Source organism: Kitasatospora sp. MAP12-44, from assembly GCF_029892095.1.
Lineage (GTDB): Bacteria > Actinomycetota > Actinomycetes > Streptomycetales > Streptomycetaceae > Kitasatospora.
In genome coordinates, this window is record NZ_JARZAE010000004.1 from 4,918,982 (window position 1) to 4,943,693 (window position 24,712).

22 protein-coding genes are annotated in these 24,712 nt (G+C 70.3%); 21 read left to right on the forward strand and 1 reads right to left on the reverse strand.

Features of this window, described 5'->3' with window-relative positions; translation table 11 throughout:
• The first annotated feature begins 74 nt into the window (after window positions 1–74).
• The 7 genes from P3T34_RS23030 (at window position 75) to P3T34_RS23060 (ending at window position 7,897) form a co-directional block, all read left to right on the forward strand.
• Entirely contained in the window at window positions 75–1,907 is a 1,833-nt protein-coding gene (locus tag P3T34_RS23030; RefSeq protein ID WP_280667935.1) for an SCO2524 family protein, read from the forward strand.
• Between the two features lie 4 nt (window positions 1,908–1,911).
• On the forward strand, window positions 1,912–2,832 hold the full coding sequence (locus P3T34_RS23035; RefSeq protein WP_280667936.1) for an SCO2523 family variant P-loop protein: 921 nt from the start codon (window positions 1,912–1,914) through the stop codon (window positions 2,830–2,832).
• Window positions 2,833–2,879: 47 nt separating this feature from the next.
• Entirely contained in the window at window positions 2,880–3,848 is a 969-nt protein-coding gene (locus tag P3T34_RS23040) for an SCO2522 family protein (RefSeq protein ID WP_280667937.1), read from the forward strand.
• The gene (locus P3T34_RS23045; protein WP_280667938.1) at window positions 3,845–4,825 is read left to right on the forward strand and encodes an SCO2521 family protein; all 981 of its coding nucleotides are present in this window, start codon (window positions 3,845–3,847) and stop codon (window positions 4,823–4,825) included. The genes P3T34_RS23040 and P3T34_RS23045 overlap by 4 nt, the downstream gene beginning before the upstream one ends.
• A gap of 109 nt (window positions 4,826–4,934) precedes the next feature.
• The gene (locus P3T34_RS23050) at window positions 4,935–5,834 is read left to right on the forward strand and encodes a hypothetical protein (protein WP_280667939.1); all 900 of its coding nucleotides are present in this window, start codon (window positions 4,935–4,937) and stop codon (window positions 5,832–5,834) included.
• A gap of 65 nt (window positions 5,835–5,899) precedes the next feature.
• Window positions 5,900–7,198 carry a geranylgeranyl reductase family protein gene (locus P3T34_RS23055; protein ID WP_280667940.1) on the forward strand — a complete coding sequence of 433 codons (1,299 nt, stop codon included), beginning with the start codon at window positions 5,900–5,902 and terminating at the stop codon, window positions 7,196–7,198.
• Window positions 7,199–7,396: 198 nt separating this feature from the next.
• On the forward strand, window positions 7,397–7,897 hold the full coding sequence (locus P3T34_RS23060; RefSeq protein WP_280667941.1) for a hypothetical protein: 501 nt from the start codon (window positions 7,397–7,399) through the stop codon (window positions 7,895–7,897).
• Between the two features lie 571 nt (window positions 7,898–8,468).
• Here P3T34_RS23060 and P3T34_RS23070 read toward each other — a convergent pair.
• On the reverse strand, window positions 8,469–9,158 hold the full coding sequence (locus tag P3T34_RS23070; RefSeq protein ID WP_280667942.1) for a peptidylprolyl isomerase: 690 nt from the start codon (window positions 9,156–9,158) through the stop codon (window positions 8,469–8,471).
• A 118-nt stretch (window positions 9,159–9,276) separates the two neighbouring features.
• Here P3T34_RS23070 and P3T34_RS23075 point away from each other — a divergent pair, with 118 nt between their 5' ends.
• From P3T34_RS23075 to nuoL, 14 genes are all read left to right on the forward strand, one after another.
• Window positions 9,277–10,587: an MFS transporter gene (locus P3T34_RS23075; protein WP_280667943.1), complete on the forward strand. Its 1,311-nt coding sequence runs from the start codon at window positions 9,277–9,279 to the stop codon at window positions 10,585–10,587.
• 73 nt (window positions 10,588–10,660) lie between these two features.
• A complete protein-coding gene (locus tag P3T34_RS23080) occupies window positions 10,661–11,596 on the forward strand; it encodes a DMT family transporter (protein ID WP_280667944.1) in 936 nt (311 codons plus the stop codon).
• Between the two features lie 503 nt (window positions 11,597–12,099).
• Entirely contained in the window at window positions 12,100–12,459 is a 360-nt protein-coding gene (locus P3T34_RS23085) for an NADH-quinone oxidoreductase subunit A (RefSeq protein ID WP_030060100.1), read from the forward strand.
• 74 nt (window positions 12,460–12,533) lie between these two features.
• A complete protein-coding gene (locus tag P3T34_RS23090; protein WP_280667945.1) occupies window positions 12,534–13,088 on the forward strand; it encodes an NADH-quinone oxidoreductase subunit B family protein in 555 nt (184 codons plus the stop codon).
• Complete coding sequence (locus P3T34_RS23095) at window positions 13,085–13,816, forward strand: NADH-quinone oxidoreductase subunit C (RefSeq protein WP_280667946.1); 732 nt, start codon at window positions 13,085–13,087, stop codon at window positions 13,814–13,816. The genes P3T34_RS23090 and P3T34_RS23095 overlap by 4 nt, the downstream gene beginning before the upstream one ends.
• Window positions 13,813–15,150, forward strand: coding sequence for an NADH-quinone oxidoreductase subunit D (locus P3T34_RS23100; RefSeq protein WP_280667947.1), 1,338 nt, complete (start codon window positions 13,813–13,815; stop codon window positions 15,148–15,150). Before P3T34_RS23095 ends, P3T34_RS23100 begins: the two co-directional genes overlap by 4 nt.
• Window positions 15,147–15,887, forward strand: a complete 741-nt coding sequence (gene nuoE, locus P3T34_RS23105; protein WP_280667948.1) for an NADH-quinone oxidoreductase subunit NuoE — start codon at window positions 15,147–15,149, stop codon at window positions 15,885–15,887. Before P3T34_RS23100 ends, nuoE begins: the two co-directional genes overlap by 4 nt.
• Complete coding sequence (gene nuoF, locus P3T34_RS23110) at window positions 15,887–17,251, forward strand: NADH-quinone oxidoreductase subunit NuoF (protein WP_280667949.1); 1,365 nt, start codon at window positions 15,887–15,889, stop codon at window positions 17,249–17,251. The genes nuoE and nuoF overlap by 1 nt, the downstream gene beginning before the upstream one ends.
• Entirely contained in the window at window positions 17,248–19,695 is a 2,448-nt protein-coding gene (locus tag P3T34_RS23115; protein WP_280667950.1) for an NADH-quinone oxidoreductase subunit G, read from the forward strand. The genes nuoF and P3T34_RS23115 overlap by 4 nt, the downstream gene beginning before the upstream one ends.
• Complete coding sequence (nuoH, locus tag P3T34_RS23120) at window positions 19,695–21,059, forward strand: NADH-quinone oxidoreductase subunit NuoH (RefSeq protein WP_280667951.1); 1,365 nt, start codon at window positions 19,695–19,697, stop codon at window positions 21,057–21,059. The genes P3T34_RS23115 and nuoH overlap by 1 nt, the downstream gene beginning before the upstream one ends.
• A 6-nt stretch (window positions 21,060–21,065) precedes the next feature.
• Window positions 21,066–21,653 carry an NADH-quinone oxidoreductase subunit NuoI gene (nuoI, locus tag P3T34_RS23125; protein WP_280667952.1) on the forward strand — a complete coding sequence of 196 codons (588 nt, stop codon included), beginning with the start codon at window positions 21,066–21,068 and terminating at the stop codon, window positions 21,651–21,653.
• Entirely contained in the window at window positions 21,650–22,498 is an 849-nt protein-coding gene (locus tag P3T34_RS23130; RefSeq protein WP_280667953.1) for an NADH-quinone oxidoreductase subunit J, read from the forward strand. Before nuoI ends, P3T34_RS23130 begins: the two co-directional genes overlap by 4 nt.
• Window positions 22,495–22,794 (forward strand): NADH-quinone oxidoreductase subunit NuoK, encoded by a 300-nt coding sequence (gene nuoK, locus P3T34_RS23135; protein ID WP_035798594.1) that lies wholly within the window; start codon window positions 22,495–22,497, stop codon window positions 22,792–22,794. Before P3T34_RS23130 ends, nuoK begins: the two co-directional genes overlap by 4 nt.
• Before the next feature lie 9 nt (window positions 22,795–22,803).
• Window positions 22,804–24,699: an NADH-quinone oxidoreductase subunit L gene (gene nuoL / locus P3T34_RS23140; protein WP_280667954.1), complete on the forward strand. Its 1,896-nt coding sequence runs from the start codon at window positions 22,804–22,806 to the stop codon at window positions 24,697–24,699.
• Window positions 24,700–24,712 lie beyond the last annotated feature (13 nt).

Here is a 24,712-nt window from a genome sequence, read left to right on the forward strand (position 1 = left end):
GCCGGGCCGGCTCCCGGGCAGGGTGACAACTCCAGGACGTGTCGGGAACAGCGGGGGAACGGCAGGGGTGAGGGATGAAACTCCAACCACGTCAGCAGATTTTGGAGATCTGGAACGCGCTGGGGCGCCAGAGCTTCACTGACAAGGCCTGGGAGTTCGGCGAGGGGGAGCCGAGCAGCGTCAGCGACGCCGAGCAACTGCTCTGCGTGCTCTATCCGGCGACCGAGATCCCGGCGCTGCGTCTCGACGAGCCGGACGAGACGCAGGAGGACGTGCTGAACGCGCTGCGCGACCTCGGCGACAGTGTGGAGATCCCGCGCAGGGTGATCAACACGCTGATGGACTTCATGGAGCGGCACACCGGCGCGGACGAGGCACCGAGCTTCTCGGCGGGGGCCTATCTGACCTCCGCCGACAGCGCGGTGCCGATGGGGCCCGAGCAGCGCGAACTCGGCGTGGTGGACGCCTACTCGCTCTCCGTCACCCTCTCGCTGGCCACCCTCGGCTTCCTGAAGATCTTCACCCGCAACATCCGGCGGGCCGATCTGCGGGAGCGGGCGGCCAAGTTGGAGACCGCCACCGGCATCCGGCTGACCGCGGCGATGGCCGGCCTGCTGCGCAGTTTCACGGTGAGCACCTTCGACGCCGACTCCGATCAGGGCCGCACGCTCTGCTCGATGGTCAACCAGACCGGCGCTCCGAACCGGGTGATCGTGCAGCAACTGCGCGACAAGCTCAAGCCCGTGCGCGCGACCATCCGCGACTTCACGCTCGGCCTCTCGGCCACCGGCGACCTGGAGAACGACAACCTGCTCTTCGAGTGCGGGTGGTCCTGGGGGGTGGTGCAGGACGCCCCGCCGGTCGAGACCGACCCGCGGATCGGCGTGCAGCCCGCCGGGGTGGCGATGTCCGCCCCGTACCTCTACTTCACGGTGGTCGCGCTGGACGGCATCGCCGACCTGTTCTCCGACCGCACGCTGACCCTCGGCCTGCTCGACGAGCAGCAGCAGCGCCTCGCCCAGGCGCTGCGCCTGCGCTGGGAGGTCACCCAGCAGTACTGGTCGGCGCTGGCCCGCTTCGACGACGAGGCCTGGCCGCTGGAAGACATCCCCTGGCGAACCAGCGACCAGCAGGAGTCGGCCTACTTCAGTCTGCTGGTCGCCTCGATCCTGGTCCAGGACCTGCAGCGGCGCCGGGCCAACGACGACGACCTGACCCGTACGGTGGCCGTCATGGAGGAGCTGGCGCTGCGCTCCCGGACCACCCGGCGGATGGCGGAGAAGGACGAGTCGGCGCTCTCCCTGCACGCGCCCGGCGTCCAACTGACGCTGCTGGGCAGCGAGACGCTCGGTCCGCTGCTGCAGTGGACGGTGGCCGACTTCTCCGCCCAGCTGCTCAAGCGCAGCCTGCAGCTCAGCCGCCTCTCGCGCAACACCGGCTCGCACGACCGGCTGGTGCGGCTGGCCGAGCGGATCATGGACCACCTCTGGCAGCGCCGGATCGCCGGCGGGCCCGGGGCACTGCTCTGGGACGACATCGAGGCGGTCTTCCCGAAATCCGTGCCCGGCTCGGGGGCGCTGTCCTGGAGTCTGACCGAGCGGGTGGTCGAGTGCCTGGTCACCGCGTTCGGGATGGTCAAGGAAACCCCGATCCGCAGCCCCCAGTTGATCACGATCGCCACCGATCTGCTGAGCGAGGCGGAACACCTGCTCGACAAGGAGCTGATGGAGCTCGGCGGTGGCTTCTCCGCAGTGCGCACCACGCTCCAGCAGGCCGAGGTGCAGCTCCAGCGGGCCCGCCGGATCGTTCGCGACCGGCCCGGCACCGCCCTTGCACTGACCCTCCAAGTGCTCACCGCACTCGACGAGTTGGTCGCCGCTCGGCGGGCCGCAGGGTGGAGGCCGTGATCCCGTGCTGATCTTCGCGACCTCGGACAAGGGCGGCACCGGCCGCTCGGTCACCAGTGCCAACATCGCCTACCGCCGCTCGCTGCTCGGCGACGACGTCTGCTACCTGGACTTCGACTTCGGCTCGCCCACCAGCGCCGCGGTCTTCGACGTCCCCGACGCGCTGCGCGGGGTGGAGCAGGCCGGTCTGCACTCCTACCTGCGGGGCAATGTGGCGGAGCCCAAGCGGGTCAACGTCTGGGCCGAGTCGGACAGCGTGGGCCTGCGCCACCGGCCGCCGGGGAGCGGGCAGTTGGTGCTGGTGCCGGGTGACCGCGGGGGTGGTGAGTTCGTCACCGGCCAGGACGCGGTGCGGCGCTGCGCGGAGCTGTTCGTGCGCCTGGAGGAGGAGTTCGACATCATCCTGGTGGACCTCAGCGCCGGGCGATCCTATGCTGCGGAGATGGTCCTGGAGGCCACCGCCAGACCGGAGTTGGCGTCCTCGACCGGCCGTTGGCTGGTCTTCCACCGGTGGACCAGGCAGCACATCATCGCGGCCTCCGGGCTGGTCTACGGCGACCGCGGCATCATGGCGGCGGGAGCGGCGCGCGGGCATGACGAGGAGGAGCTGCGCGAGTGCGTGCGGTTCGTGCGGGCCGCGGTGCCGGACCCGTCGTCGCCGATGTTCGCCCAGCTGCGACCGGCTCAGGCGGCCTGGCTGCGGGCCTGCGACCAGGACCTCACCCGGCTGGCCTCCGAGTACCGGCTCGGTCCGACCCGGGCGCTGGGGGTGGTCCCGCTGGATCCGCTGCTGCAGTGGCAGGAGCAACTGATCACCGATGACGACGTGTTGGCCAGCAAGGTGGCCAACCCCGAGACGGTGGAGGCGTTTTCGGCTCTGGCGGCGGCGCTGACCGACGCCCAGGCCTGGGAGGGCCAGCTGTGACGTCCGTTCCCGAAGCCGCGCCCGAGTCCGCTTAAGGAGTGAGCCAGTTGGACACCTCGTTCCGGGAAGTCTCCTCGGACCCGCGGACGGCCTCAGTGCCGCTGTCCCACCTCTCGCTGGAGCTGGGCCACCTCTACATGGACGACTTCGCGGCCGGCCCGGCCCGGCTGCGCGAGCAGTTCAGCAAGGTCAAGCCCTGGGCGGACGCGGCCCGGGCGGACGCGGCCCGGGCGGCCGGCGCCGGGTCGGCCGACGGCCGGGCCAGGGTCAGCACCTGCTTCCTGGTCGACGACTACTTCACCCGCTTCTCCTCGCCGGCCGAGGTGCTGCCGCAGGTGCTGGAGCAGGCCGAGCAGTGCGGCCTGGTGATCGACTACCTGGCCCGCGAGTCGGCCTGCGCCGAGGTCGGCGCCTTACAGCCGGCCCGCCTGGTGGAGTCGCGCCTGGTGCAGTCGCCGACCCCCGGCAGCAACGGGTCGCGGCCGCCGGCCACCGAGGCGGGCTGGCTGAGCAACGGCGAGCGCACCCCCTCGGACGGCCTGCTGGAGGCGATGCGCAGCACCACCGGCTGGCAGGCGCCGCGCGAGACCGAGGCGCGTCGGCACTCGGTCTTCCTGGACGTGGAGATCTGGGACGAGCAGGACGGCCGCCGCACCTGGTCCTGCCCGTTCCTGGCCGCCGTCTGGCAGTTGTTACGGCTGGGCCTGCTGCGCGACCACGGGCAGCAGGCGATCCAGCCCGTGCCGCGCGACGAGGCCTTCCCCGAGTCCTGGGACGCGCTGCCGCCGCTGGTCCAACTCACGCCGGGCGCCTACCCGTTCGCCGCCTACCGGACCTTCTCGGTGCTGGCCTCCCGGTTCCTGCCGATCGAGCACGCGGTGCGGGTGATCCTGCAGCAGTGGTCGCCCGAGGAGCCGGTGCTGCGGCAGATCGCCGAGCGCGCCGAGCGCGAGCGCCTGCCGGTGCCGGACGATCTGACCGACCGGGTCGCCTACCTGTTCCACCACCAGCGATGAAGGCCGGCCAGGCGAAGGGGGGCGCGGTCGACCCGCCGGCCCTGCTGCTGGGCGAGGTGCGCACCAGCCTGCTGCAGCACTCCGTCGAACTGCCCCGGACCTCGGCCGTCCAGCTGCTCCAACTGCGGCACGGCGAGCGGGTGCGGACCTCGGAGCGGCCGAACGGGCAGGCCCTCTCGCCCGACCTGCTGACCGGTGTCGACTGCCCGCTGCCGACCGCCTCGCGCCGGGCGGTGCGCGGCGTCGGGACGGCGCAGTCGCGGGCGGTGCTCACCGAGGGGCGGGTGCTGCAGGCGTCCGTGCGGGTCCGGATCGCCGCCACCGGGGGCAGCCTGCGACTGCCGTGGGGGCACTACCTGGCCCGGCCCGGGACCGTCGAGCCGGCCGGGCGGCTGCGCGGGACGGATCTGGTCGACGGGTTCCTTGAGGCGTCCGGTTCGGCCGGCGAGCTCGATCTCGGGGCCATCGCGGAGCGGCTGCTGTCCGAGGTGCAGGGGCACCCGGTGCTGGACCGCCGCGCGCCGTTCAGGTCCCGGCGCACCCGGTTGCTGTGGACGGCGGTGCTGGCCACCGAGGGCGGCGAGCCGCCGGGCGGCCGCTTCACCATCGAGGACGGCACGCTGCGTACCCTGCGGCTCACCCTGGAGCGGGTGGACCCGGTCGCGGTGGTCGCGTTCTGCGAGGATCTGGCGCTGCACGACTGGCTGCTGACCACGCTGGTGCTGCTGATCGAGCGCAGCGGCCTGGGCTCGCTGCCGGGCCCCGATCCGCTGCGCCGGCTGCGTCCGGCCGTCGACCACCTGCTGCACCTGTGGATGCCCGGGGCCCGGGTCGACCCGGCGCTCGCGCCGCTCTGGGCGGGCCTTGAGGTCCGTCCCGGCTTCAGCCGGCAGTGGACGGGGGCCGTCCAGCGGATCCGGGACCACCTGGCGCTGCAGGCCGTCGACCTGGCCTTCCGCAGCCATCTCGGGGGCTGAGCGGCGCCGCACTTCTCTGCTGATGACTACTTTCCGATACGGGGGCAGTGTGATGAACCGACCGGATCGACGACCCTTGGCTGACCAGGCGCGGCGGTTACCACCGGTCGTGCGCAGAACCCTCAGCACCTGCGCGGTGGGCGCGCTGGCGGTGCTGCTGAGCCGGGTCACCCACCAGTCGCCGAGCACCGTACTGACGGTTGCGGTCGCCGCCGCCGGGATGACGCTGATCATCGAGTTCCTGGTCACCTTCGAGCGGCGGCTGAGCGGGGTGGAGACCGAACTCGCCCTGCACTCCGACGAGATGACGACCCTGCTGGGCACCTCGTTCGCCCAGATCAGCGAGGCGACCAAGCTCTTCGCCCGGGTCGACGGCTCCCGGCTGCGCACCGACGCGGTGACCCAACTGGTGCGCAACGCGACGGAGATCGGCGCGGACGGCCCGGAGATCGTGCACGTCTTCACGCAGAAGGAGTTCGAGCGGCTCAGCGCTCTGCTGAAGGGTCTGAAGGGCGGCGAGGCCACCTACGACGGCGAGGACCACGACTGGCTGCTCGCCCTGTGCGCCAGCGCCACCGCGACCATCGACGCCACCAGCACGGCCGTCGATGTCGGCTTCTGGAGAACCGAGTTGGGCCTGCGCTACCTGGCGGCGCAGCGCGCGGCGATCGACCGCGGGGTGCGGGTGCGCCGGCTCTTCATCCTGGAGAGCCCCGAGCCGGCGGCGATGGAGGAGCTCCACCGGGTCTGCCAGCAGCAGACCGAGCTCGGAGTGACCGTCAAGCTGGTGACCATCAACGAGCTGCCGCCCCGCCTCAAGCTCGACCCGATGTTCGACTTCATCGTCTTCGACCAGAGCCTCAGCTACGAGGTCACCCCCGGACTGCCCGTCGAGCACGCCTCCCACCCGGTGATCGCCAACACCCGGCTGGTGCTCCGCACGGACCGGGTCAGCTATCTGGTGAAGCGCTTCAACGAGCTGTGGAACGCCTCGGAATCCCTGGAGTAAGCAACCCTTAGACTGCTGGGGAAGTCAGCCCGTGCCCCGCAGCAGTGCTCAGGAGTGTGCCCATCGTGACCGAGACCGCCGTCGAGAGCACTGCCGTCGAGAGCACCGCTGACGTCATCGTGGTGGGGGCGGGCCCGGCGGGCGCGACCACCGCGTACTACCTCGCGCAGGCCGGCCTCGACGTCCTGCTGCTGGAGAAGACCGAGTTCCCGCGCGAGAAGGTCTGCGGCGACGGTCTGACCCCGCGCGCCACCAAGCAGCTGGTGGACATGGGAATCGACGTCTCGACCGACAACGGCTGGCTGCACAACAAGGGCCTGCGGATCATCGGCGGCGGGGTCCGGCTGGAGCTCGACTGGCCCGAGCTCTCCGCGTTCCCGGACTACGGGCTGGTCCGCAAGCGCGCCGACTTCGACGAACTGCTCGCCCGCCAGGCGCAGAAGGCCGGCGCCCGGCTGTACGAGCGCTGCAACGTCTCCGGCCCGGTGCTGGACGAGCGGACCGGCCGGATCACCGGGGTCACCGCCAAGCTCGGCGCGGAGAAGCGCGAGGTCGTCTTCCGTGCCCCGCTGGTGGTCGCCGCCGACGGCAACTCCACCCGGCTCTCGCTCGCGATGGGCCTGCACCGCCGCGAGGACCGGCCGATGGGCGTCGCCTACCGGACGTACTTCACCTCGCCGCGGCACGACGACGACTACCTGGAGTCCTGGCTGGAGCTCTGGGACACCCGCGGCGGCGACAAGAAGCTGCTGCCGGGCTACGGTTGGATCTTCGGGATGGGCGACGGCACCTCCAACGTCGGCCTCGGCATCCTCAACTCCTCGCCGGCCTTTGGGGAGTTGGACTGGCGCGAGGTGCTCAAGGCGTGGTGCGCGAGCATGCCCGCGGAGTGGGGCTACACGCCGGAGAACATGACCGACCCGATCCGCGGCGCGGCGCTGCCGATGGCGTTCAACCGCCAACCGCACTACACGCGCGGCCTGTTGCTGGTCGGCGACGCGGCCGGCATGGTCAATCCGTTCAACGGCGAGGGCATCGCCTACGCCATGGAGTCGGGCCAGATCGCCGCCCGCACCATCGTCCAGGCCCACGCCCGGGTCACCCCCGCCGGCCGCGAGCGCGCCCTGCACGCGTACCCCGCGGTGCTCAAGGACGTCTACGGCGGCTACTACACGCTGGGGCGCGGCTTCGTGAAGCTGATCGGCAACCCGAAGATCATGCAGCTCGCCACCCAGCGCGGGCTGACCCACCCGGTCCTGATGAAGTTCGTCCTCAAGATGCTCGCCAACCTCACCGACCCGCAGGGCGGCGACGCGATGGACCGCATCATCAACGGCCTCGCCAAGGTGGCTCCGAACGCCTGACCCGGCATGGCGTAACACCCTTGTATCGCAAGGGAGTTACTCGCGCGATACCGATAGTTCGTATGGTCTTCCACAGGGGGAAGGCGCCCGAGGCGCCGGCTCCTGGAACGTGAACTGGTTCTGTCAGCAGAGAACGAGGATCGGAAACGCGTCCTTGAGTCAGCCGACGCGGTTCCGCCAACGGGAGGACTCTCAGTGATGGCAAAGTTCCGTACGACCAAGACCACGACCACGACCCGCAAGCGTGTGACGCGAGCCGCCCTGGTCGTCACCGCGATCGGCTCCGCGCTCGCCCTGGCCGCCGGCCCGGCGCTGGCCGACAGCACGGCCGCCGGCTTCAACCTGTCGCAGCCCGACTGGTACGCCGGCGCGTCCACCTACTCGTCGAGCGTCAACCTGCAGTTCCAGAGCGACGGCAACCTGGTCCTCTACGTCAACGGCGGCGGGCCGATCTGGGCCAGCGGCTCCGAGGGCAGGGGCGTCACCCACGTCGACTGGTCGCAGTCGGGCTACGTCAAGCTGCTGAACTCGGGCAACGGCGTGGTCTGCGAGCTCGGCCAGGGCAACCCGGCCCCCGGCGGCTGGGCCTCGGTCCAGGACGACGGCAACTTCGTCTTCTACAACAGCAGCGGCCGTGCGACCTGGGCCAGCAACACCCAGTTCGAGACCGGCAGCACCGTGGACGCCTGCGGCTTCTAGCCCCCGCGTCAGCCCAGCCTCACCGGCCGGGGACCGCACCTGCGGTCCCCGGCCGTTCGCGTCGTCGTAGTCCTGGGTCTGGTAGAGGACTTCCCAACGCCCGGCCGCCTCACAGTGAGCTCCTCGTCCTGCTGACGCTTCCGCTGCCCTGGCATGCGAATCACCGTAGCGGGAGGGGAAGTCGGAGGGGCCGACTTCTGGCGGGACGAGTCAGTTGACCAGTTCGCTGACCAGCAGCAGTCGTCGGATGAACGAAACCGAAGTGGCGCTGTCAAGGGCTGACGGCCGCAACGACAGCGTGGGTGGCTACGATCAGGCGGCGTATCCCAGTGGGAGCTTGGCCACGTTGAAGCCGCTTGCGTGACCTGGAGCCAGTTCCTCGACGACTACACGATTCTGTCGACCGCCGAGGCGATGAGCATTTCGACGCGCTCCGACTCGGGGAGCGTGTGCGCGTGGTCGCTCAGTAGAAGGCGGCAGCCTAGTCCAAGAAGTCGGGCTGGTCGACTTTCTGTGAGCGCCTGGGCTCGACCCCGCAGTGGCTGCTGCGAGGTCGAGCCTGTGGCGTGTGTCAGCGGGAGTTGCTGAGCTTCACGTGCTTGATGTTGACGGGGAGGGTGGGGAAGCCGTCGCCGGGGCCGTTCTGGTCGTCCTCGCCGCCGGCGGCGATCTTCTGCAGGACGTCGAGACCGGCGGTGATCTTGCCGAACGGGGTGTAGGCGGGGGAGAGCTTGGTGTCCTTCCAGACGAAGAAGAACTGGCTGCCGTTGGTGTTCGGGCCCGCGTTGGCCATCGCCACCGTGCCGGCGGGGTAGGTGGCGCCGGTCAGGTTCTCGTCGTTGAAGGAGTACCCCGGGCCGCCGCTGCCGGTGCCGGTCGGGTCGCCGCACTGCAGGACCCACAGGCGCTGGGTGGTGAGGCGGTGGCAGTGGGTGCCGTCGAAGTAGTCGTGGTCGGCCAGGAAGCGGAACGAGAAGGTGGTGCACGGCGCCTGGGCGGTCAGCGCCTGGAAGGTGATCGATCCCTGGCTGGTCTTCAGCGTCGCGCTGTAGGGCCTGGCGGCCTTCTTGGCGTCGAAGACCGGGATGCCCTTGAAGTCGTCGGCGGGCACCGCGGCCGTGAACCCGCAGGAGGCGGCCGGAGTGGTCGCCGCCGGGGCCGCCTTGACGTCGGGTGAGACGGTGGCGGCCGACGCGGCGCTGGTCGCACCGAGGACCAGGGCAGCGGCAGCGGCGGCGGTGACGAGACGCTTGCGGGGCATGGGTGGGGCCTCCGGGGACGGGGAGCGTGGCATGTCCACCCCATCGTGCCCACGGTGCACTTGAATCATTCCTGTCAACTGCCATTTGACGAACGAGCGTTCGTGCCAGGATGACTCGGTGCTGATCAACCGCAACTTTCGCCTGCTCGCGGCAGGTCAGGCCGTCTCGCTGACCGGCGACTACGTCTTCGACACGACCCTGACGCTCTGGGTCGGCACCGTCCTGCTGGCCGGCCGCTCGTACGCGCCAGCCGCCGTCGCCGGGCTGCTGGTCACCGTGGCCGTGGCGACGCTGCTGGTGGCGCCGCTGGCGGGGGTGTTCGTCGACCGCTGGAACCGGCGGCGGACGATGCTGGCGGCGGACCTGATCCGGGCCGCGCTGATCGGTGGCGTGGCGGTCCTGGCCTTCCTGCCGGCCGGGACGGTCGCGACCGGTGCCATGGTGGCGGTGGTCTACGCGGCGGTCTTCCTCAGCGCGGCGGTGTCGCAGTTCTTCAGCCCGGCGCGGTTCGCGATGATCGGCGAGGTGGTGGGGGAGCAGGACCGGGGTCGGGCGGCCGGCATCGGCCAGTCGGTGCAGGGCATCGCCGCGATCCTCGGACCGCCGCTGGCGGCGCCGCTGCTCTTCACGGCCGGCGTGCGCTGGGCGCTGGTGCTGAACGCGCTCTCGTTCCTGGTCTCCTTCGCCCTGGTGCGCGGCGTATGGCCGGAGCCGCGAGCGGTGCGGCCGGCCGCCGGGCGCCAGGGGGTGGGCGCCGAACTCGTCGCTGGGCTGCGGACGGTGGCGTCGAGCGCGGTGGTCAAGGCGCTGCTGACCACCGTCGTGCTGTGCTCGATCGGCTTCGCCGCGCTCAACTCGGTCAACGTCTTCTTCGTCACGGACAACCTGCACGTCGCGGCCAAGTGGTACGGGACCCTGGACATGCTGCTCGGCGTCGGCCTGCTGGTCGGCGCGACGATGGCCGCGCCGCTGGGGCAGCGCTTCGGCCACCGCCGGACGTTCCCGCTGGGCCTGCTTGGGGCGGGGGCTCTGCTGCTCTGGTACTCCCGGATGACCCAGTTGTGGCCGGCGCTCGCGCTGGTCACCGTGCTCGGGGTGGCGCTCGCCGTCTTCAACGCCGCGGTCGCACCGCTGCTGATCGCCGCTGTTCCGCCGCAGTACCTCGGGCGGGTCTTCTCGGTGATCGGTCCGGTGCAGCAGGTGGCCAGTGTGGCGGGGATGAGCATGGCGGGCTGGTTCGCCAGCAGCGTGCCCAGGGGCTTCCACGCGGACCTGGGCGGTCTGCGGGTCGGACGGATCGACATGATCATCAGCTGCTCGGGCCTGCTCACCGTGGCGGGCGCGTTGTACGCGTTGTACGCGCTGCGCGAGCGCGCCGCGGTCCGACCGGTGGGGGCGCAGGCGGCGGTGCCGGAGGCGGAGGCTTAAAGGCGTTGATCGCATGATCAGCCCTGCGGGAGGATGACGGGTTCGCCGTCCTGCTTCGGAGGGAAACGCCCGTATGAGAACTCCTTCACAAGCCGCCGCGCCCCGCGGGATCGTCACTGACCTTCCCGTGCTGCTGGTCGCGGTGGTCTGGGGTTCCAGCTACCTCGCGGTGAAGCACCTGGCCACCCCGCAGAGTGTGGTGGCGATGCTGGTGCTGCGGTTCGGTCTTGTCCTGCCGGTGCTCGGGCTATTCGCCCGCCGTGGCCTGCGCGGGTTGGGGCGGGCCGAGTGGCTGGGCGGGGCGTTGCTCGGGGGGATCCTGGGGTCGATCTTCCTGCTGGAGAGCTATGGGGTGGTGCACACCACGGCGACCAATGCCGGTCTGATCATCAGCCTCACGATGGTCTTCACTCCGCTCGCCGAGAGCCTGGTCGGCCGCGCCGACGGCCGGGTGCCGCTGCCGCGCGCGTTCGTCGTCGCGGCCGGGCTGTCCGTGCTCGGCGTCGGCCTGCTGACGCAGGGCGCCGGCCTGCACGCCCCGTCCGTCGGTGACCTGCTGGTGTTCGGCGCGGCCGTGGTCCGGACCGCGCACGTGCTGGCGATGTCGCGGGCCAGGGCGCTGAAGGACACCGACTCGCTGGCCCTGACCTGGGTCCAACTCGCGGCGGCGGCAGTGGTGTTCGCCCTGGTCTCGCCGTTCGCCGGGTCGAGCCCGTGGTCGCTGGCGGCGTCGTACGGTCCGGGGCAGTGGGCCGACCTGCTCTACCTCGCGGTGTTCTGCACGCTGGTCGCGTTCCTGGTCCAGATGTGGGCGGTCCGGGCCACCTCGCCGTCCCGGGTGAGCCTGCTGCTGGGCACCGAGCCGCTCTGGGCCGCCGTGGTCGGCATCGTGCTCGGCGGCGACCGGCTGGTGCCGCTCGCGTTCTGTGGCGGCCTGCTGGTGCTGGCGGGCACCGAGTGGGGCCGCCGGGTCCTAGTGCCGGGCGCCCCGGAACCGCTGCCCGCCTGAGCTTTCCCCGCGCTTTCCAGTGATCGAGTAGGCCCCCGCGCGCCGACCGGCGCGCGGGGGCTTTCGTGCGCTTGTGAACGAAAGGTCAAGCGAGGACGCCGCCCCTGCCACTCGGGAGGGTGAGGCTCTCGGTGATCCACTAGCACGTCAACATGAAGCACCGAAATTTGCGATGGTCGCGCAATAGTTGATATAGGCGCACGGCTCTGACCAGTCGGTTCGCCGATGAATATGACACTTTGCGACCATTTGCGTTCGTTGCGTTCATATCTCTCGACTAGTCGCCATTGCGACCGGTTCGTGAGGTGGCGTAGATCACAAAGATCCCCCTGAACTCCGTGTCGCAGATCACAAGTCGACGGGCATAAGATGCGCTCGATCCAGGCTTTGTGAACTGCCTCACATGGGGTGGATCTCGGGAACTGGATCACGGGATCACCCCACAGTGATCCGACAGTTCCGATCTGCAGTCAAGGACGACTGGACGGAGGGAGCGGCGGTACATGAATGCCTACGCACCGATCCTCGTACTCGGTGCCATCGCGGCGGCGTTCGCGGTCGGCTCCGTCGTGATGGCTTCGCTGACCGGCCCGAAGCGCTACAACCGGGCCAAGTTGGAGGCGTACGAGTGCGGTATCGAACCGACCCCGCAGCCCGTGGGCGGCGGCCGGTTCCCGATCAAGTACTACCTGACGGCGATGCTCTTCATCGTCTTCGACATCGAGATCGTCTTCCTCTACCCGTGGGCGGTCACCTTCGACGCCCTGGGGATCTTCGGGCTGGTCGAGATGCTCCTCTTCATCGCCACCGTCTTCGTCGCCTACGCGTACGTCTGGCGGCGCGGCGGCCTGGAGTGGGACTGAGCGCGGGCCAAGCAGCCTGCAGCACAACTGCATTGCAGCCAGCCGGATTTGAGGCCACTGAGAGGGATGGGTAGATGGGTATCGAGGAGAAGCTGCCGAGCGGCTTTCTGCTCACCAGCGTGGAGACCGCTGCGGGTTGGGTGAGAAAGGCCTCGCTCTTCCCGGCCACCTTCGGGCTGGCCTGCTGCGCCATCGAGATGATGACGACCGGTGCCGGCCGCTACGACCTGGCCAGATTCGGGATGGAGGTCTTCCGTGGTTCACCCCGGCAGGCCGACCTGATGATCGTGGCCGGCCGGGTCAGCCAGAAGATGGCGCCGGTGCTCCGCCAGGTCTACGACCAGATGGCCAACCCCAAGTGGGTCATCTCGATGGGCGTCTGCGCGTCCTCGGGCGGCATGTTCAACAACTACGCGATCGTCCAGGGTGTCGACCACATCGTCCCCGTGGACATCTACCTGCCGGGGTGCCCGCCCCGCCCGGAGATGCTGATGGACGCGATCCTCAAGCTGCACGAGAAGATCCAGCACGAGCCGCTGGGCGTGAACAAGCTGCGGGCCCAGGAGCTGGCCGAGGAGCTGGCCCTGGAGGCCACCCCGACCAGCGAGATGCGGGGGCTGCTGCGATGAGCGACGCACCCGCACCCGCACCCGTTCCCGCGCAGCCGCACCGCGAACAGCCACATCGTGAGCTGGCCATCGAGGTGGTCGGCAGCCGCCAGGGCATGTTCGGCACCGGCGGCACCGGCGACACCTCGGGCTTCGGCGGCCTGGTCGCCCCGATCGTGCTGCCCGGCCCGAGCAGCCGCCCGTACGGCGGGTGGTTCGACGAGGTCGCCGACGAGCTGGAGGGCGCCCTGGAGGAACAGGGCCTCGACCCGGCGGACGCGATCGAGAAGACCGTCGTCGACCGCGGCGAACTCACCTTCCACATCGCCCGCGAGCACCTGCTCCAGGTGGCCAGGACGCTGCGCGACGACCCGGCGCTGCGCTTCGAGCTCTGCCTCGGCGTCAGCGGCGTGCACTATCTCGCCGACCCGGGGCGGGAGTTGCACGCGGTCTACCACCTGCGCTCGATCACCCACACCCGGCTGATCCGGGTCGAGGTCACCGCGCCGGACGCCGACCCGCACATCCCCTCGGTGGTCAGCGTCTACCCGACCAACGACTGGCACGAGCGCGAGGCCTATGACTTCTTCGGCATCGTCTTCGACGGCCACCCGGCGCTCACCCGGATCATGATGCCGGACGACTGGCTGGGCCACCCGCAGCGCAAGGACTACCCGCTGGGTGGCATCCCCGTCGAGTACAAGGGCGCCCAGATCCCGGCGCCCGACCAGCGGAGGTCGTACACATGACCACTCACTACGAAGCAGCAGAAGAAGCAGGCACCCGCGAGACCACCGAGGGCCGGGTCTTCACCGTCACGGGCGGCGACTGGGGCGAGGTGGTCGAGGCCGTCGCCAAGGCCGACGACGAGCGCATCATCGTCAACATGGGACCGCAACACCCGTCCACCCACGGCGTGTTGCGGCTGATCCTGGAGATCGACGGCGAGACGGTGACCGAGGCCCGCTGCGGCATCGGCTATCTGCACACCGGCATCGAGAAGAACATGGAGTTCCGCAACTGGGTCCAGGGCACCACCTTCGTGACCCGGATGGACTACCTGACTCCGCTCTTCAACGAGACCGCCTACTGCCTCGCGGTGGAGAAGCTGCTCGGGATCACCGATCAGATCCCCGACCGGGCCACCGTCATCCGGGTGCTGATGATGGAGCTCAACCGGATCTCCTCGCACCTGGTGTGCCTTGCCACCGGCGGTATGGAGATCGGCTCCACCACGCTGATGATCTACGGCTTCCGGGATCGCGAAATCATCCTGGACATCTTCGAGTTGGTCACCGGCCTGCGGATGAACCACGCCTATGTCCGCCCCGGCGGCCTGGCGCAGGACCTGCCGCCGGGCGCCGTGGACCAGATCCGCGAGGCGGTCAAGCTGTTCCGCTCACGGATGCACGAGTACGACAAACTCGCCACCAACAACCCGGTGTTCAAGGCCCGGCTGGTCGACGTCGGCTTCCTGGACCTGGCCGGCTGCCTGGCCCTCGGCGCGACCGGCCCGATCCTGCGGGCCACCGGACTGCCGAACGACCTGCGCAAGAGCGACCCGTACTGCGGTTACGAGAACTACGACTTCGAGGTCGCGGTCGCCGACACCGCGGACTCCTACGGGCGGTTCCTGATCCGCCTGGAGGAGATGCGCCAGTCGCTGCGGATCGTCGAGCAGTGCCTGGACCGGCTGCGGCCCGGGCCGGTCATGGTGGCCGACAAGAAGATCGCCTGGCCGGCCCAACTGGCGGTCGGCCCGGACGGGATGGGCAACTCGCTCGACCACATCCGGAAGATCATGGGCACCTCGATGGAGGCCCTGATCCACCACTTCAAGCTGGTCACCGAGGGCTTCAGGGTCCCGGTCGGCCAGGCGTACGCGGCGGTCGAGTCGCCCAAGGGCGAGCTCGGGGTCCACGTGGTGAGCGACGGCGGGACGCGCCCCTACCGGGTGCACTTCCGCGACCCGTCGTTCACCAACCTGCAGTCGATGGCGGCGATGTGCGAGGGCGGCCAGGTCGCCGACGTGATCGTCGCGGTGGCCGGGATCGACCCGGTGATGGGAGGCGTGGACAGGTGAGCAATGTCGAACTCGGCCTGCCGGCGCTGCCGGCCAAGCCGTATCCCGCCGAGGTGCACGAGCGCCTGGCAGCCGACGCCAGGGAGCTGATCGGACGCTACCCGGTGACCCGCTCCGCCCTGCTGCCCCTGCTGCACCTGGTGCAGGCGGAGGAGGGCTGCGTCACGCCGACCGGAATCCGGTTCTGCGCCGAGCAGTTGGAGCTGACCACCGCCGAGGTGACGGCGGTCGCGACCTTCTACACGATGTACCGCCGCCGCCCGGCCGGCACGTACCACGTGGGCGTCTGCACCAACACGCTCTGCGCGGTGCTGGGCGGCGACCAGATCTTCGAGGAGCTCCAGCAGCACCTGGGGATCCGCAACAACGAGACCACCGCCGACGGCGAGATCTCCATCGAGCACATCGAGTGCAACGCGGCCTGCGACTACGCCCCCGTGGTGATGGTCAACTGGGAGTTCTTCGACAACCAGACGCCGGAGAGCGCCAAGCAGCTGGTCGACGACCTGCGGGCGGGCGCCGAGGTCGAGCCCACCCGCGGCGCCAAGCTCTGCTCGTTCAAGGAGACCGCCCGCATCCTGGCCGGCTTCCCGGACGAGCGCCCCGGCGTGGTGGACGCCTCCGGCGCGGGCGGCGCGCCCTCGCTGGCCGGTCTGCGGCTGGCCAAGGGCGAGGCCCTGCCCGGCACTCCTGGGGCCCGCGTGGTCTCCCCGCGCAACAAAGGGACGGAGGCGTGATGACCGCGACCGAGCCTGCTGAGAAGCTGCTCACCCCCGTCCTGTCCGCCAGTTGGGACGACCACCGCCCGTGGAGCCTGGAGACCTACCGGCGCCACGACGGCTACCTGGGCCTGCGCAACGCCCTCGCGATGGACCCGGACGCGCTGATCGCGCTGGTCAAGGACTCCGGCCTGCGCGGCCGCGGCGGCGCGGGCTTCCCGACCGGCATGAAGTGGCAGTTCATCCCGCAGAACGATGGCAAGCCGCACTACCTGGTGGTCAACGCCGACGAGAGCGAGCCGGGCACCTGCAAGGACATCCCGCTGCTCTTCGCCAACCCGCACGCGCTGATCGAGGGCATGATCATCGCCTCGTACGCGATCCGCTGCGACCACGCCTTCATCTACCTGCGCGGCGAGGTGGTACCGGTGCTGCGCCGGCTGCACGCCGCCGTCGCGGAGGCGTACCAGGCGGGTTACCTCGGCAAGGACATCCTGGGCTCGGGCATCGACCTGGACATCACCGTGCACGCGGGCGCCGGCGCCTACATCTGCGGTGAGGAGACGGCGCTGCTCGACTCGCTGGAGGGCCGCCGCGGCCAACCCCGGCTGCGGCCGCCGTTCCCGGCCATCGCGGGCCTGTACGCGTGCCCGACGGTGGTCAACAACGTCGAGTCGATCGCCTCGGTGCCGCCGATCCTGGTCCGGGGCAACGAGTGGTTCAAGTCGCTGGGCACCGAGAAGTCGCCCGGCTTCACGCTCTACTCGCTCTCCGGCCATGTCACCAACCCCGGCCAGTACGAGGCCCCGCTCGGGGTGACGCTGCGTCAACTGCTGGACATCAGCGGTGGGGTGCGCGCCGGGCACCGGATCAAGTTCTGGACCCCGGGCGGCAGTTCCACCCCGATGTTCACCGATCAGCATCTCGACGTCCCGCTCGACTACGAGGGCGTGGGGGCGGCGGGCTCGATGCTCGGCACCAAGGCGCTGCAGATCTTCGACGAGACCACCTGCGTGGTGCGCGCCGTCACCCGCTGGACCGAGTTCTACGCCCACGAGTCCTGCGGCAAGTGCACCCCGTGTCGCGAAGGCACGTACTGGCTGGTCCAGTTGCTCAAGCGGATCGAGGCCGGCGAAGGCCTCGAAGGCGACCTGGAGAAGCTGCTCGACATCGCCGACAACATCAACGGCAAGTCGTTCTGCGCGCTCGGCGACGGCGCGGCCAGCCCGATCACCTCCTCGCTCCAGTACTTCCGCGCCGAGTACGAGCAGCACCTGGCCGAGCGCCGCTGCCCGTTCGACCCGGCCGCCGCCACCGTCTGGGCCGACAGCCCCCGGCCCTTCGCCCCCCAGCCAGCCAACGACAGGGAGGTGCACGCATGACCATCACCGAGCCGCAGAAAACCGCCACCGACCTGGTCACGCTCACCATCGACGGCGTCGAAGTCCAGGTCCCCAAGGGGACTTTGGTGATCCGGGCCGCCGAGCAGATCGGCACCCAGATCCCGCGCTTCTGCGACCACCCGCTGCTCGACCCGGTCGGCGCCTGCCGCCAGTGCATCGTGGAGATCGAGGGCCAGCGCAAGCCGGTCGCCTCCTGCACCATCCCGGTGGCCGAGGGCATGGTGGTCCGCACCCAGCTCAGCTCGGCGGTGGCCGAGAAGTCCCAGCGCGGCGTGATGGAGCTGCTGCTGATCAACCACCCGCTGGACTGCCCGGTCTGCGACAAGGGCGGCGAGTGCCCGCTGCAGAACCAGGCGATGTCCACCGGCGGCCCGGACTCCCGCTTCGACGGCCTGAAGCGGACCTACGAGAAGCCGATCCCGATCAGCAGCCAAGTGCTGCTGGACCGCGAGCGCTGCGTGCTCTGCGCGCGCTGCACCCGCTTCTCCCAGCAGGTGGCCGGCGACCCGTTCATCGAGCTGCTGGAGCGCGGGGCGCTGGAGCAGGTCGGGATCGGCGAGGGCGACGACTTCCAGTCGTACTTCTCCGGCAACACCATCCAGATCTGCCCGGTGGGTGCGCTGACCTCGGCCGCCTACCGGTTCCGCTCCCGCCCCTTCGACCTGGTCTCCTCGCCCAGCGTCTGTGAGCACTGCTCCTCGGGCTGCTCGCTGCGCACCGACCACCGGCGCGGCAAGGTGCTGCGCCGACTGGCCGGCGACGAGCCCGAGGTGAACGAGGAGTGGAGCTGCGACAAGGGCCGCTTCGCCTTCCGCTACGCCCAGCAGCGCGACCGGCTCGCCACCCCGCTGGTGCGCGACCGGGTCAGCGGTGAACTCGTCGCCGCCTCCTGGCCGGAGGCGCTGGCCGCCGCCGCCGAGGGGCTGCGCGGCGCCCGCAGCGCGGTGCTCACCGGCGGCCGGGTGACGGTCGAGGACGCGTACGGCTACGCCAAGTTCGCCCGCGTGGTGCTCGGCACCAACGACGTCGACTTCCGGGCCCGCCCGCACAGCGCCGAGGAGGCCGACTTCCTGGCCGCCGCAGTGGCCGGGCGCGGCGTGGATCTGGACGGCAGCGGGGTGACCTACGCAGCGCTGCAGAGCGCCCCGATGGTGCTGCTCGCGGGCTTCGAGCCCGAGGAGGAGTCGCCGATCGTCTTCCTGCGGCTGCGCAAGGCGAGCCGCACCGGCCTCAAGGTCTACTCGGTCGCCACCCACAGCTCGCGCGGCCTGACCAAGCTCGGCGGCCGCCTGCTGCCCGCCGCGCCCGGCACCGAGGCCGAGTGGCTGGGCGCGCTGGCCGCCGAGGAGCCGCTCAGCGACGACGCGGGTGCGGCGGCCGCGCTGCTGCGCCGGCCCGGCGCGGTGATCCTGGCCGGTGAGCGGCTGGCCGCCGTCCCCGGCGCGCTGACCGCCGCGCTGCGACTCGCGCACGCGACCGGCGCCCGGCTGGCCTGGGTGCCGCGCCGGGCGGGGGAGCGCGGCGCGGTCGAGGCCGGCGCCCTGCCGGGGCTGCTGCCCGGCGGCCGCCCGGTCACCGTCCCGGCCGCCCGCGCCGAGACGGCCACCGCCTGGGGCGTCGCCGAACTGCCCGCCCGGCTCGGCCGGGACACCGGCCAGATCCTGGCCGCGGCCGCGCACGGCGATCTGGACGCGCTGGTGGTCGGCGGCGTCGACCCCGACGACCTGGCCGACCCGGCGCTCGCCGAGGAGGCGCTGACCCGGGTCGGTTTCGTCCTCTCGCTGGAGCTGCGGCCCTCGGCCGTCACCGCGCACGCCGATGTGGTGCTGCCGGTGGCCGCGGTCGCCGAGAAGGCCGGCACCTTCCTGGACTGGGAGGGCCGGGTCCGGATGTTCGAAGCCGCCCTCAAGTCCGACCAGCTGATGCAACGTCACCTCACCTCGGACGTCCGGGTGTTGAACATGCTCGCGGACGCGCTCGGGCACCGGCTCGGCCTGCCCGACGTCCGGGCGGCCCGGCTGGAGCTGGACACCCTCGCGCCCTGGACGGGGGACCGCCCGGCCGCGCCGGCCGGCCACCCGGCCGCGCTGCCCCGGCCCGCCGCCGGGCAGGCGGTGCTCGCCGGCTGGCGCCAGCTGCTGGACAACGGCTCGCTGCAGCAGGGCGACCCGCACCTCGCGGGCACCCGCCACCGCGCCGTCGCCCGGCTCTCGCCGGCCACCGCCACCGAGATCGGCGCCACCGAGCGGCTGCTGGTCAGCGGCCCGGCCGGCTCCCTGGTGCTGCCGCTGGAGATCACCGCCGAGCTGCCGGACCGCACGGTCTGGCTCCCGCTGAACTCCACCCCGGGCGGCGTGCACCGCACCCTGGGGACCACCGTCGGCCACCTGGTGACCATCGCCCCGGCAGGGGAGGAGTCGTGATGATCTCCCAGCTCAGCCTCGCCACCGGCGAGACCCTCAGCTTCTTCGGCCGGGACCCGTGGTGGCTGGTCCTGCTCAAGGCGGTGTTCTGCTTCGCCTTCCTGCTGATCACCGTGCTGGTCGCGATCGTCTGGGAGCGCAAGGTCGTCGCCTGGATGCAGCTGCGGATCGGCCCCAACCGGCACGGACCCTGGGGCCTGCTGCAGTCGCTGGCCGACGGCGTCAAGCTCGCGCTCAAGGAAGACCTGGTGGTCACCGGCGCCAGCAAGGTGGTCTACATCCTGGCCCCGGTGATCTGCGCGATCCCGGCGTTCATGGCCATCGCGGTGATCCCGTTCGGCCCGGCCGACAACGAGGTGTCGATCTTCGGCACCCGGACCCCGCTGCAGCTCACCGACCTCCCGGTGGCGCTGCTCTACATCCTGGCGACCGCCTCGATCGGCATCTACGGGATCGTGCTGGCGGGTTGGTCCTCCGGCTCGACGTACCCGCTGCTCGGCGGGCTGCGCTCGTCGGCGCAGATGATCTCCTACGAGATCGCGATGGGCCTGTCGTTCGCCGCGGTCTTCATCTACTCCGGCTCGATGTCGACCTCGGAGATCGTCGCCCATCAGCAGCCCACCTGGTTCGCGGTGCTGCTGCCGGTCTCCTTCATCGTCTACATCATCTCGATGGTCGGTGAGACCAACCGGGCGCCGTTCGACCTCCCCGAGGCCGAGGGCGAGCTGGTCGGCGGCTTCAACACCGAGTACAGCTCGCTGAAGTTCGCGATGTTCATGCTGGCGGAGTACGTCAACATGGTGACAGTCTCGGCGGTGGCCAGCACGCTCTTCCTGGGCGGCTGGCGGGCACCGTGGCCGATCTCGACCTTCTGGGCCGGGGCCAACCACGGCTGGTGGCCGATGCTCTGGATCGTCATCAAGATCCAGCTGCTGCTCTTCTTCTTCATCTGGCTGCGCGGCACGCTGCCCCGGCTGCGCTACGACCAGTTCATGAAGCTGGGTTGGAAGGTGCTGATCCCGGTCTCGCTGGTCTGGCTGGTGCTGGTCGCCAGCGTCCGGGCGCTGCGCAACGAGGGCCGCGGCTTCGGCCAGGTGGTGCTGTACGTCGGTGCGCCGGTCGCAGTGGTGCTGCTGCTCTCGCTGATCTGGGACGCCTTCCGGGACAAGTCGGAGCAGGCCGCCAAGGACCAGGAGCCCGAGCCCGCAGGGGAGTTCGACCCGATGGCCGGCGGGTACCCGGTGCCGCCGCTGCCCGGCCAGCAACTGCCGCCGGTCCCGCGCCGGCCCAGCCGCGCGCCGCAGCAGCAACCGCAGCAACTGCAGGACGCGCTCAACGGCGCCAACCATTCCGAAGGGAGCTGAACCGAGATGCCAGATCCGGACGACAAGCCGTCACTTCTGGGGCCGGCCGCAGGCTTCGGCGTGACCTTCACGGCCATGTTCAAGAAGCGGCTGACCGAGCAGTACCCGGAGCAGAAGAAGCCCACCGCCCCCCGCTTCCACGGCCGCCACCAGCTCAACCGGCACCCGGACGGTCTGGAGAAGTGCATCGGCTGCGAGCTGTGCGCCTGGGCCTGCCCGGCCGACGCGATCTACGTCGAGGGCGCCGACAACACCGACGAGGAGCGCTACTCCCCGGGTGAGCGCTACGGCGCGGTCTACCAGATCAACTACGCCCGCTGCATCCTGTGCGGCCTGTGCATCGAGGCCTGCCCGACCCGCGCGCTCACCATGACCAACGAGTACGAGCTGGCCGACTCCTCGCGCGCCGACCTGATCTTCACCAAGGAGCAGCTGCTCTCCGGGCTCACCGAGGGCATGGTCGAGGCCCCGCACTCGATCTTCCCGGGTGCGGACGAAGGCGCCTACTACCGCGGCGAGATCACCGCGGCGGCGCCCGGCACCGTGCAGCAGGAGAAGACCGCGCGCAAGCAGGACGAGGAGGTGGACCAGTGACGTCCACCGGCGAGGCGGTCCAGTTCTGGGTGCTCGCGGTCATCGCGGTCGGCGGCGCGCTCGGCATGCTGCTGATGCGCCGGGCCGTGCACAGCGCGCTCTGCCTGGCGGCCACCATGATGTCGCTGGCGATCTGCTACCTGGCCCAGGGCGCCGTGTTCCTGGGCGTGGTGCAGATCGTGGTCTACACCGGCGCGATCATGATGCTCTTCCTCTTCGTGGTGATGCTGGTCGGCGTCACCACGGAGGACTCGCTGCGCGAGCAGCTGAAGGGCCAGCGGATCGCCGCGGTGATCTGCGGCCTCGGCTTCGGGACGCTGCTGATCGCGGGCATCGCCAACGCGAAGCTCTCGCACTTCACCGGCCTCTCGGAGGCCAACGCCGAGGGCAATGTGCAGGGCCTGGCCCGGCTGATCTTCACCAAGTACGTCTGGGCCTTCGAGGTCACCGGCGCGCTGCTGATCACCGCCGCGGTCGGCGCCATGGTGCTCACCCACCGCGAGCATGTGAAGGCGCCGAAGACCCAGCGCGAGCTGGCCGCCCAGCGGGTCAAGGACAACGTCCAGCTGCCGCCGCTGCCGGCCCCCGGGGTGTACGCCCGGCACAACGCCGTGGACATCCCCGGCCTGCTGCCGGACGGCTCGATCGCCGAGGACTCGGTGATGGGCACGCTGCGCGAGCGCGGCCAGATCCGCGACGTCAGCCAGGACATGCTGCGCCGGATGGCCGAGCTGGAGTCCGACACGGCCGACTGGCAGGGCCGCGAGCCGTCCGCCCGGCCGGTGCCGCCCAGGCCCCGCCAGGAGTTGACCCCGGTACCCGGGCATGAGGAGGACGCGGAGTGAACCCCGTCAACTACCTGTATCTCGCAGCCCTGTTGTTCACCATCGGGGCGAGCGGGGTGCTGATCAGGCGCAACGCGATCGTGCTCTTCATGTGCGTGGAGCTGATGCTCAACGCCTCCAACCTCGCCCTGGTCACCTTCTCCCGGCTGCACGGCAATCTCGACGGCCAGATCATCGCGTTCTTCACCATGGTGGTCGCGGCGGCCGAGGTCGTGGTGGGCCTGGCCATCATCGTGAGCATCTTCCGTACCAGGCACTCGGCTTCGGTCGACGACAGCAACCTCATGAAGCTGTAGGGGCCCAGGGTGAACTCTCTCATTCCGCTGCTCGTGGCGGCTCCGCTGGCAGGCGCTGTCCTGCTGCTGCTCGGCGGCCGCGCGTTGGACCGTTTCGGTCACTGGCTCGGCACGCTCGCGGCCGCGCTCTCGTTCGCCTTCGGGCTGGTGCTCTTCTTCTCCATGCTGGGCCGCAGTACTGCCCAACGCCCAGTCTCCGAGTACCTGTTCAGCTGGGTGCCGGTGAACGGCTTCCAGGCCGACGTGGCCTTCCAACTGGACCAGTTGTCGATCACCTTCGTGCTGCTGATCACCGGCGTCGGCACGTTGATCCACCTCTACTCGGTGGGGTACATGGCGCACGACGAGCGCCGGCGCCGCTTCTTCGGCTACCTCAACCTCTTCCTGGCCGCCATGCTGCTGCTGGTGCTGTCCAACAACTACCTTCTGCTGTACGTCGGTTGGGAGGGCGTCGGGCTCGCCTCGTACCTGCTGATCGGCTTCTGGCAGCACAAGCCGAGCGCCGCCACCGCCGCCAAGAAGGCCTTCCTGGTCAACCGGGTCGGCGACATGGGCCTCTCGATCGCCATCATGCTGATGTTCACCGAGTTCGGCAGCTTCGCCTTCACCCCGGTCTTCGGGGCGGCACCGCAGGCCAGCCAGGGCAAGCTGACGGCGATCGGCCTGATGCTGCTGCTGGCCGCCTGCGGCAAGTCGGCCCAGGTGCCGCTGCAGTCCTGGCTCGGTGACGCGATGGAGGGCCCGACCCCGGTCTCGGCCCTGATCCACGCGGCCACCATGGTCACCGCCGGCGTCTACCTGATCACCCGCTCCAGCGTGATCTTCAACCTCGCCCCCGACGCGCAGGTCACCGTGGTCTGCGTCGGTGCGGTGACGCTGCTCTTCGGTGCGATCGTCGGTAGCGCCAAGGACGACATCAAGAAGGCGTTGGCCGGCTCGACCATGTCGCAGATCGGCTACATGATCCTGGCGGCGGGCCTGGGCCCGATCGGCTACGTCTTCGCGATCATGCACCTGGTCACCCACGGCTTCTTCAAGGCCGGGCTGTTCCTCGGCGCCGGGTCGGTCATGCACGGCATGGACGACGAGGTGAACATGCGTCACTACGGCGGCCTGCGCAAGTTCATGCCGCTCACCTTCGTCACCTTCGGTCTCGGCTACCTGGCCATCATCGGGTTCCCGGGCCTGTCGGGCTTCTTCTCCAAGGACAAGATCATCGAGGCGGCCTTCGCCAAGGGCGGCACCGAGGGCTGGATCCTCGGCGTGGTCACCCTGATCGGCGCCGCGCTCACCGCGTTCTACATGACCCGGGTGATGATCCTGACCTTCTTCGGCGAGAAGCGCTGGCAGCCGAACGACGAGGGCCACCAGCCGCACCCGCACGAGTCGCCGGCCGTCATGACGCTGCCGATGATCGTGCTGGCCTTCGGCTCGGTCTTCGCGGGCGCCCTGTTCGCCTTCAACAGCTCGTTCGTGCACTGGTTGGAGCCGGTCACCGGCTACTCCGAGGGCCACTCGCCGCTCTCCTCGCTGACGGTCACTCTGCTCACCATGGCCTGCATGCTGGCCGGCATCGGCTACTCCTACCTGGTGTACGGGCGCAGCCCGGTCCCGGTCACCGCGCCGGTGGGCTCGCTGCTCACCCGGGCGGCCCGCCGCGACCTGCTGCAGGACGACTTCAACCACGCCGTCCTGGTCCGCCCCGGCTCCGCGCTCGCGGCCGCGCTGGTCTACTTCGACAGCAAGGGCCTGGACGGCTTCGTCAACGGCCTGGCCGCGCTGATCGGCGGCATCTCCAGCCGCCTGCGGCGGGTGCAGAACGGCTACGTCCGCAGTTACGCCCTCTCCATGTTCGGCGGCACGCTGGTGCTGGTCGCCTCCACTCTCCTGATGAGGTCGGTCTGATGACTGCCACTCG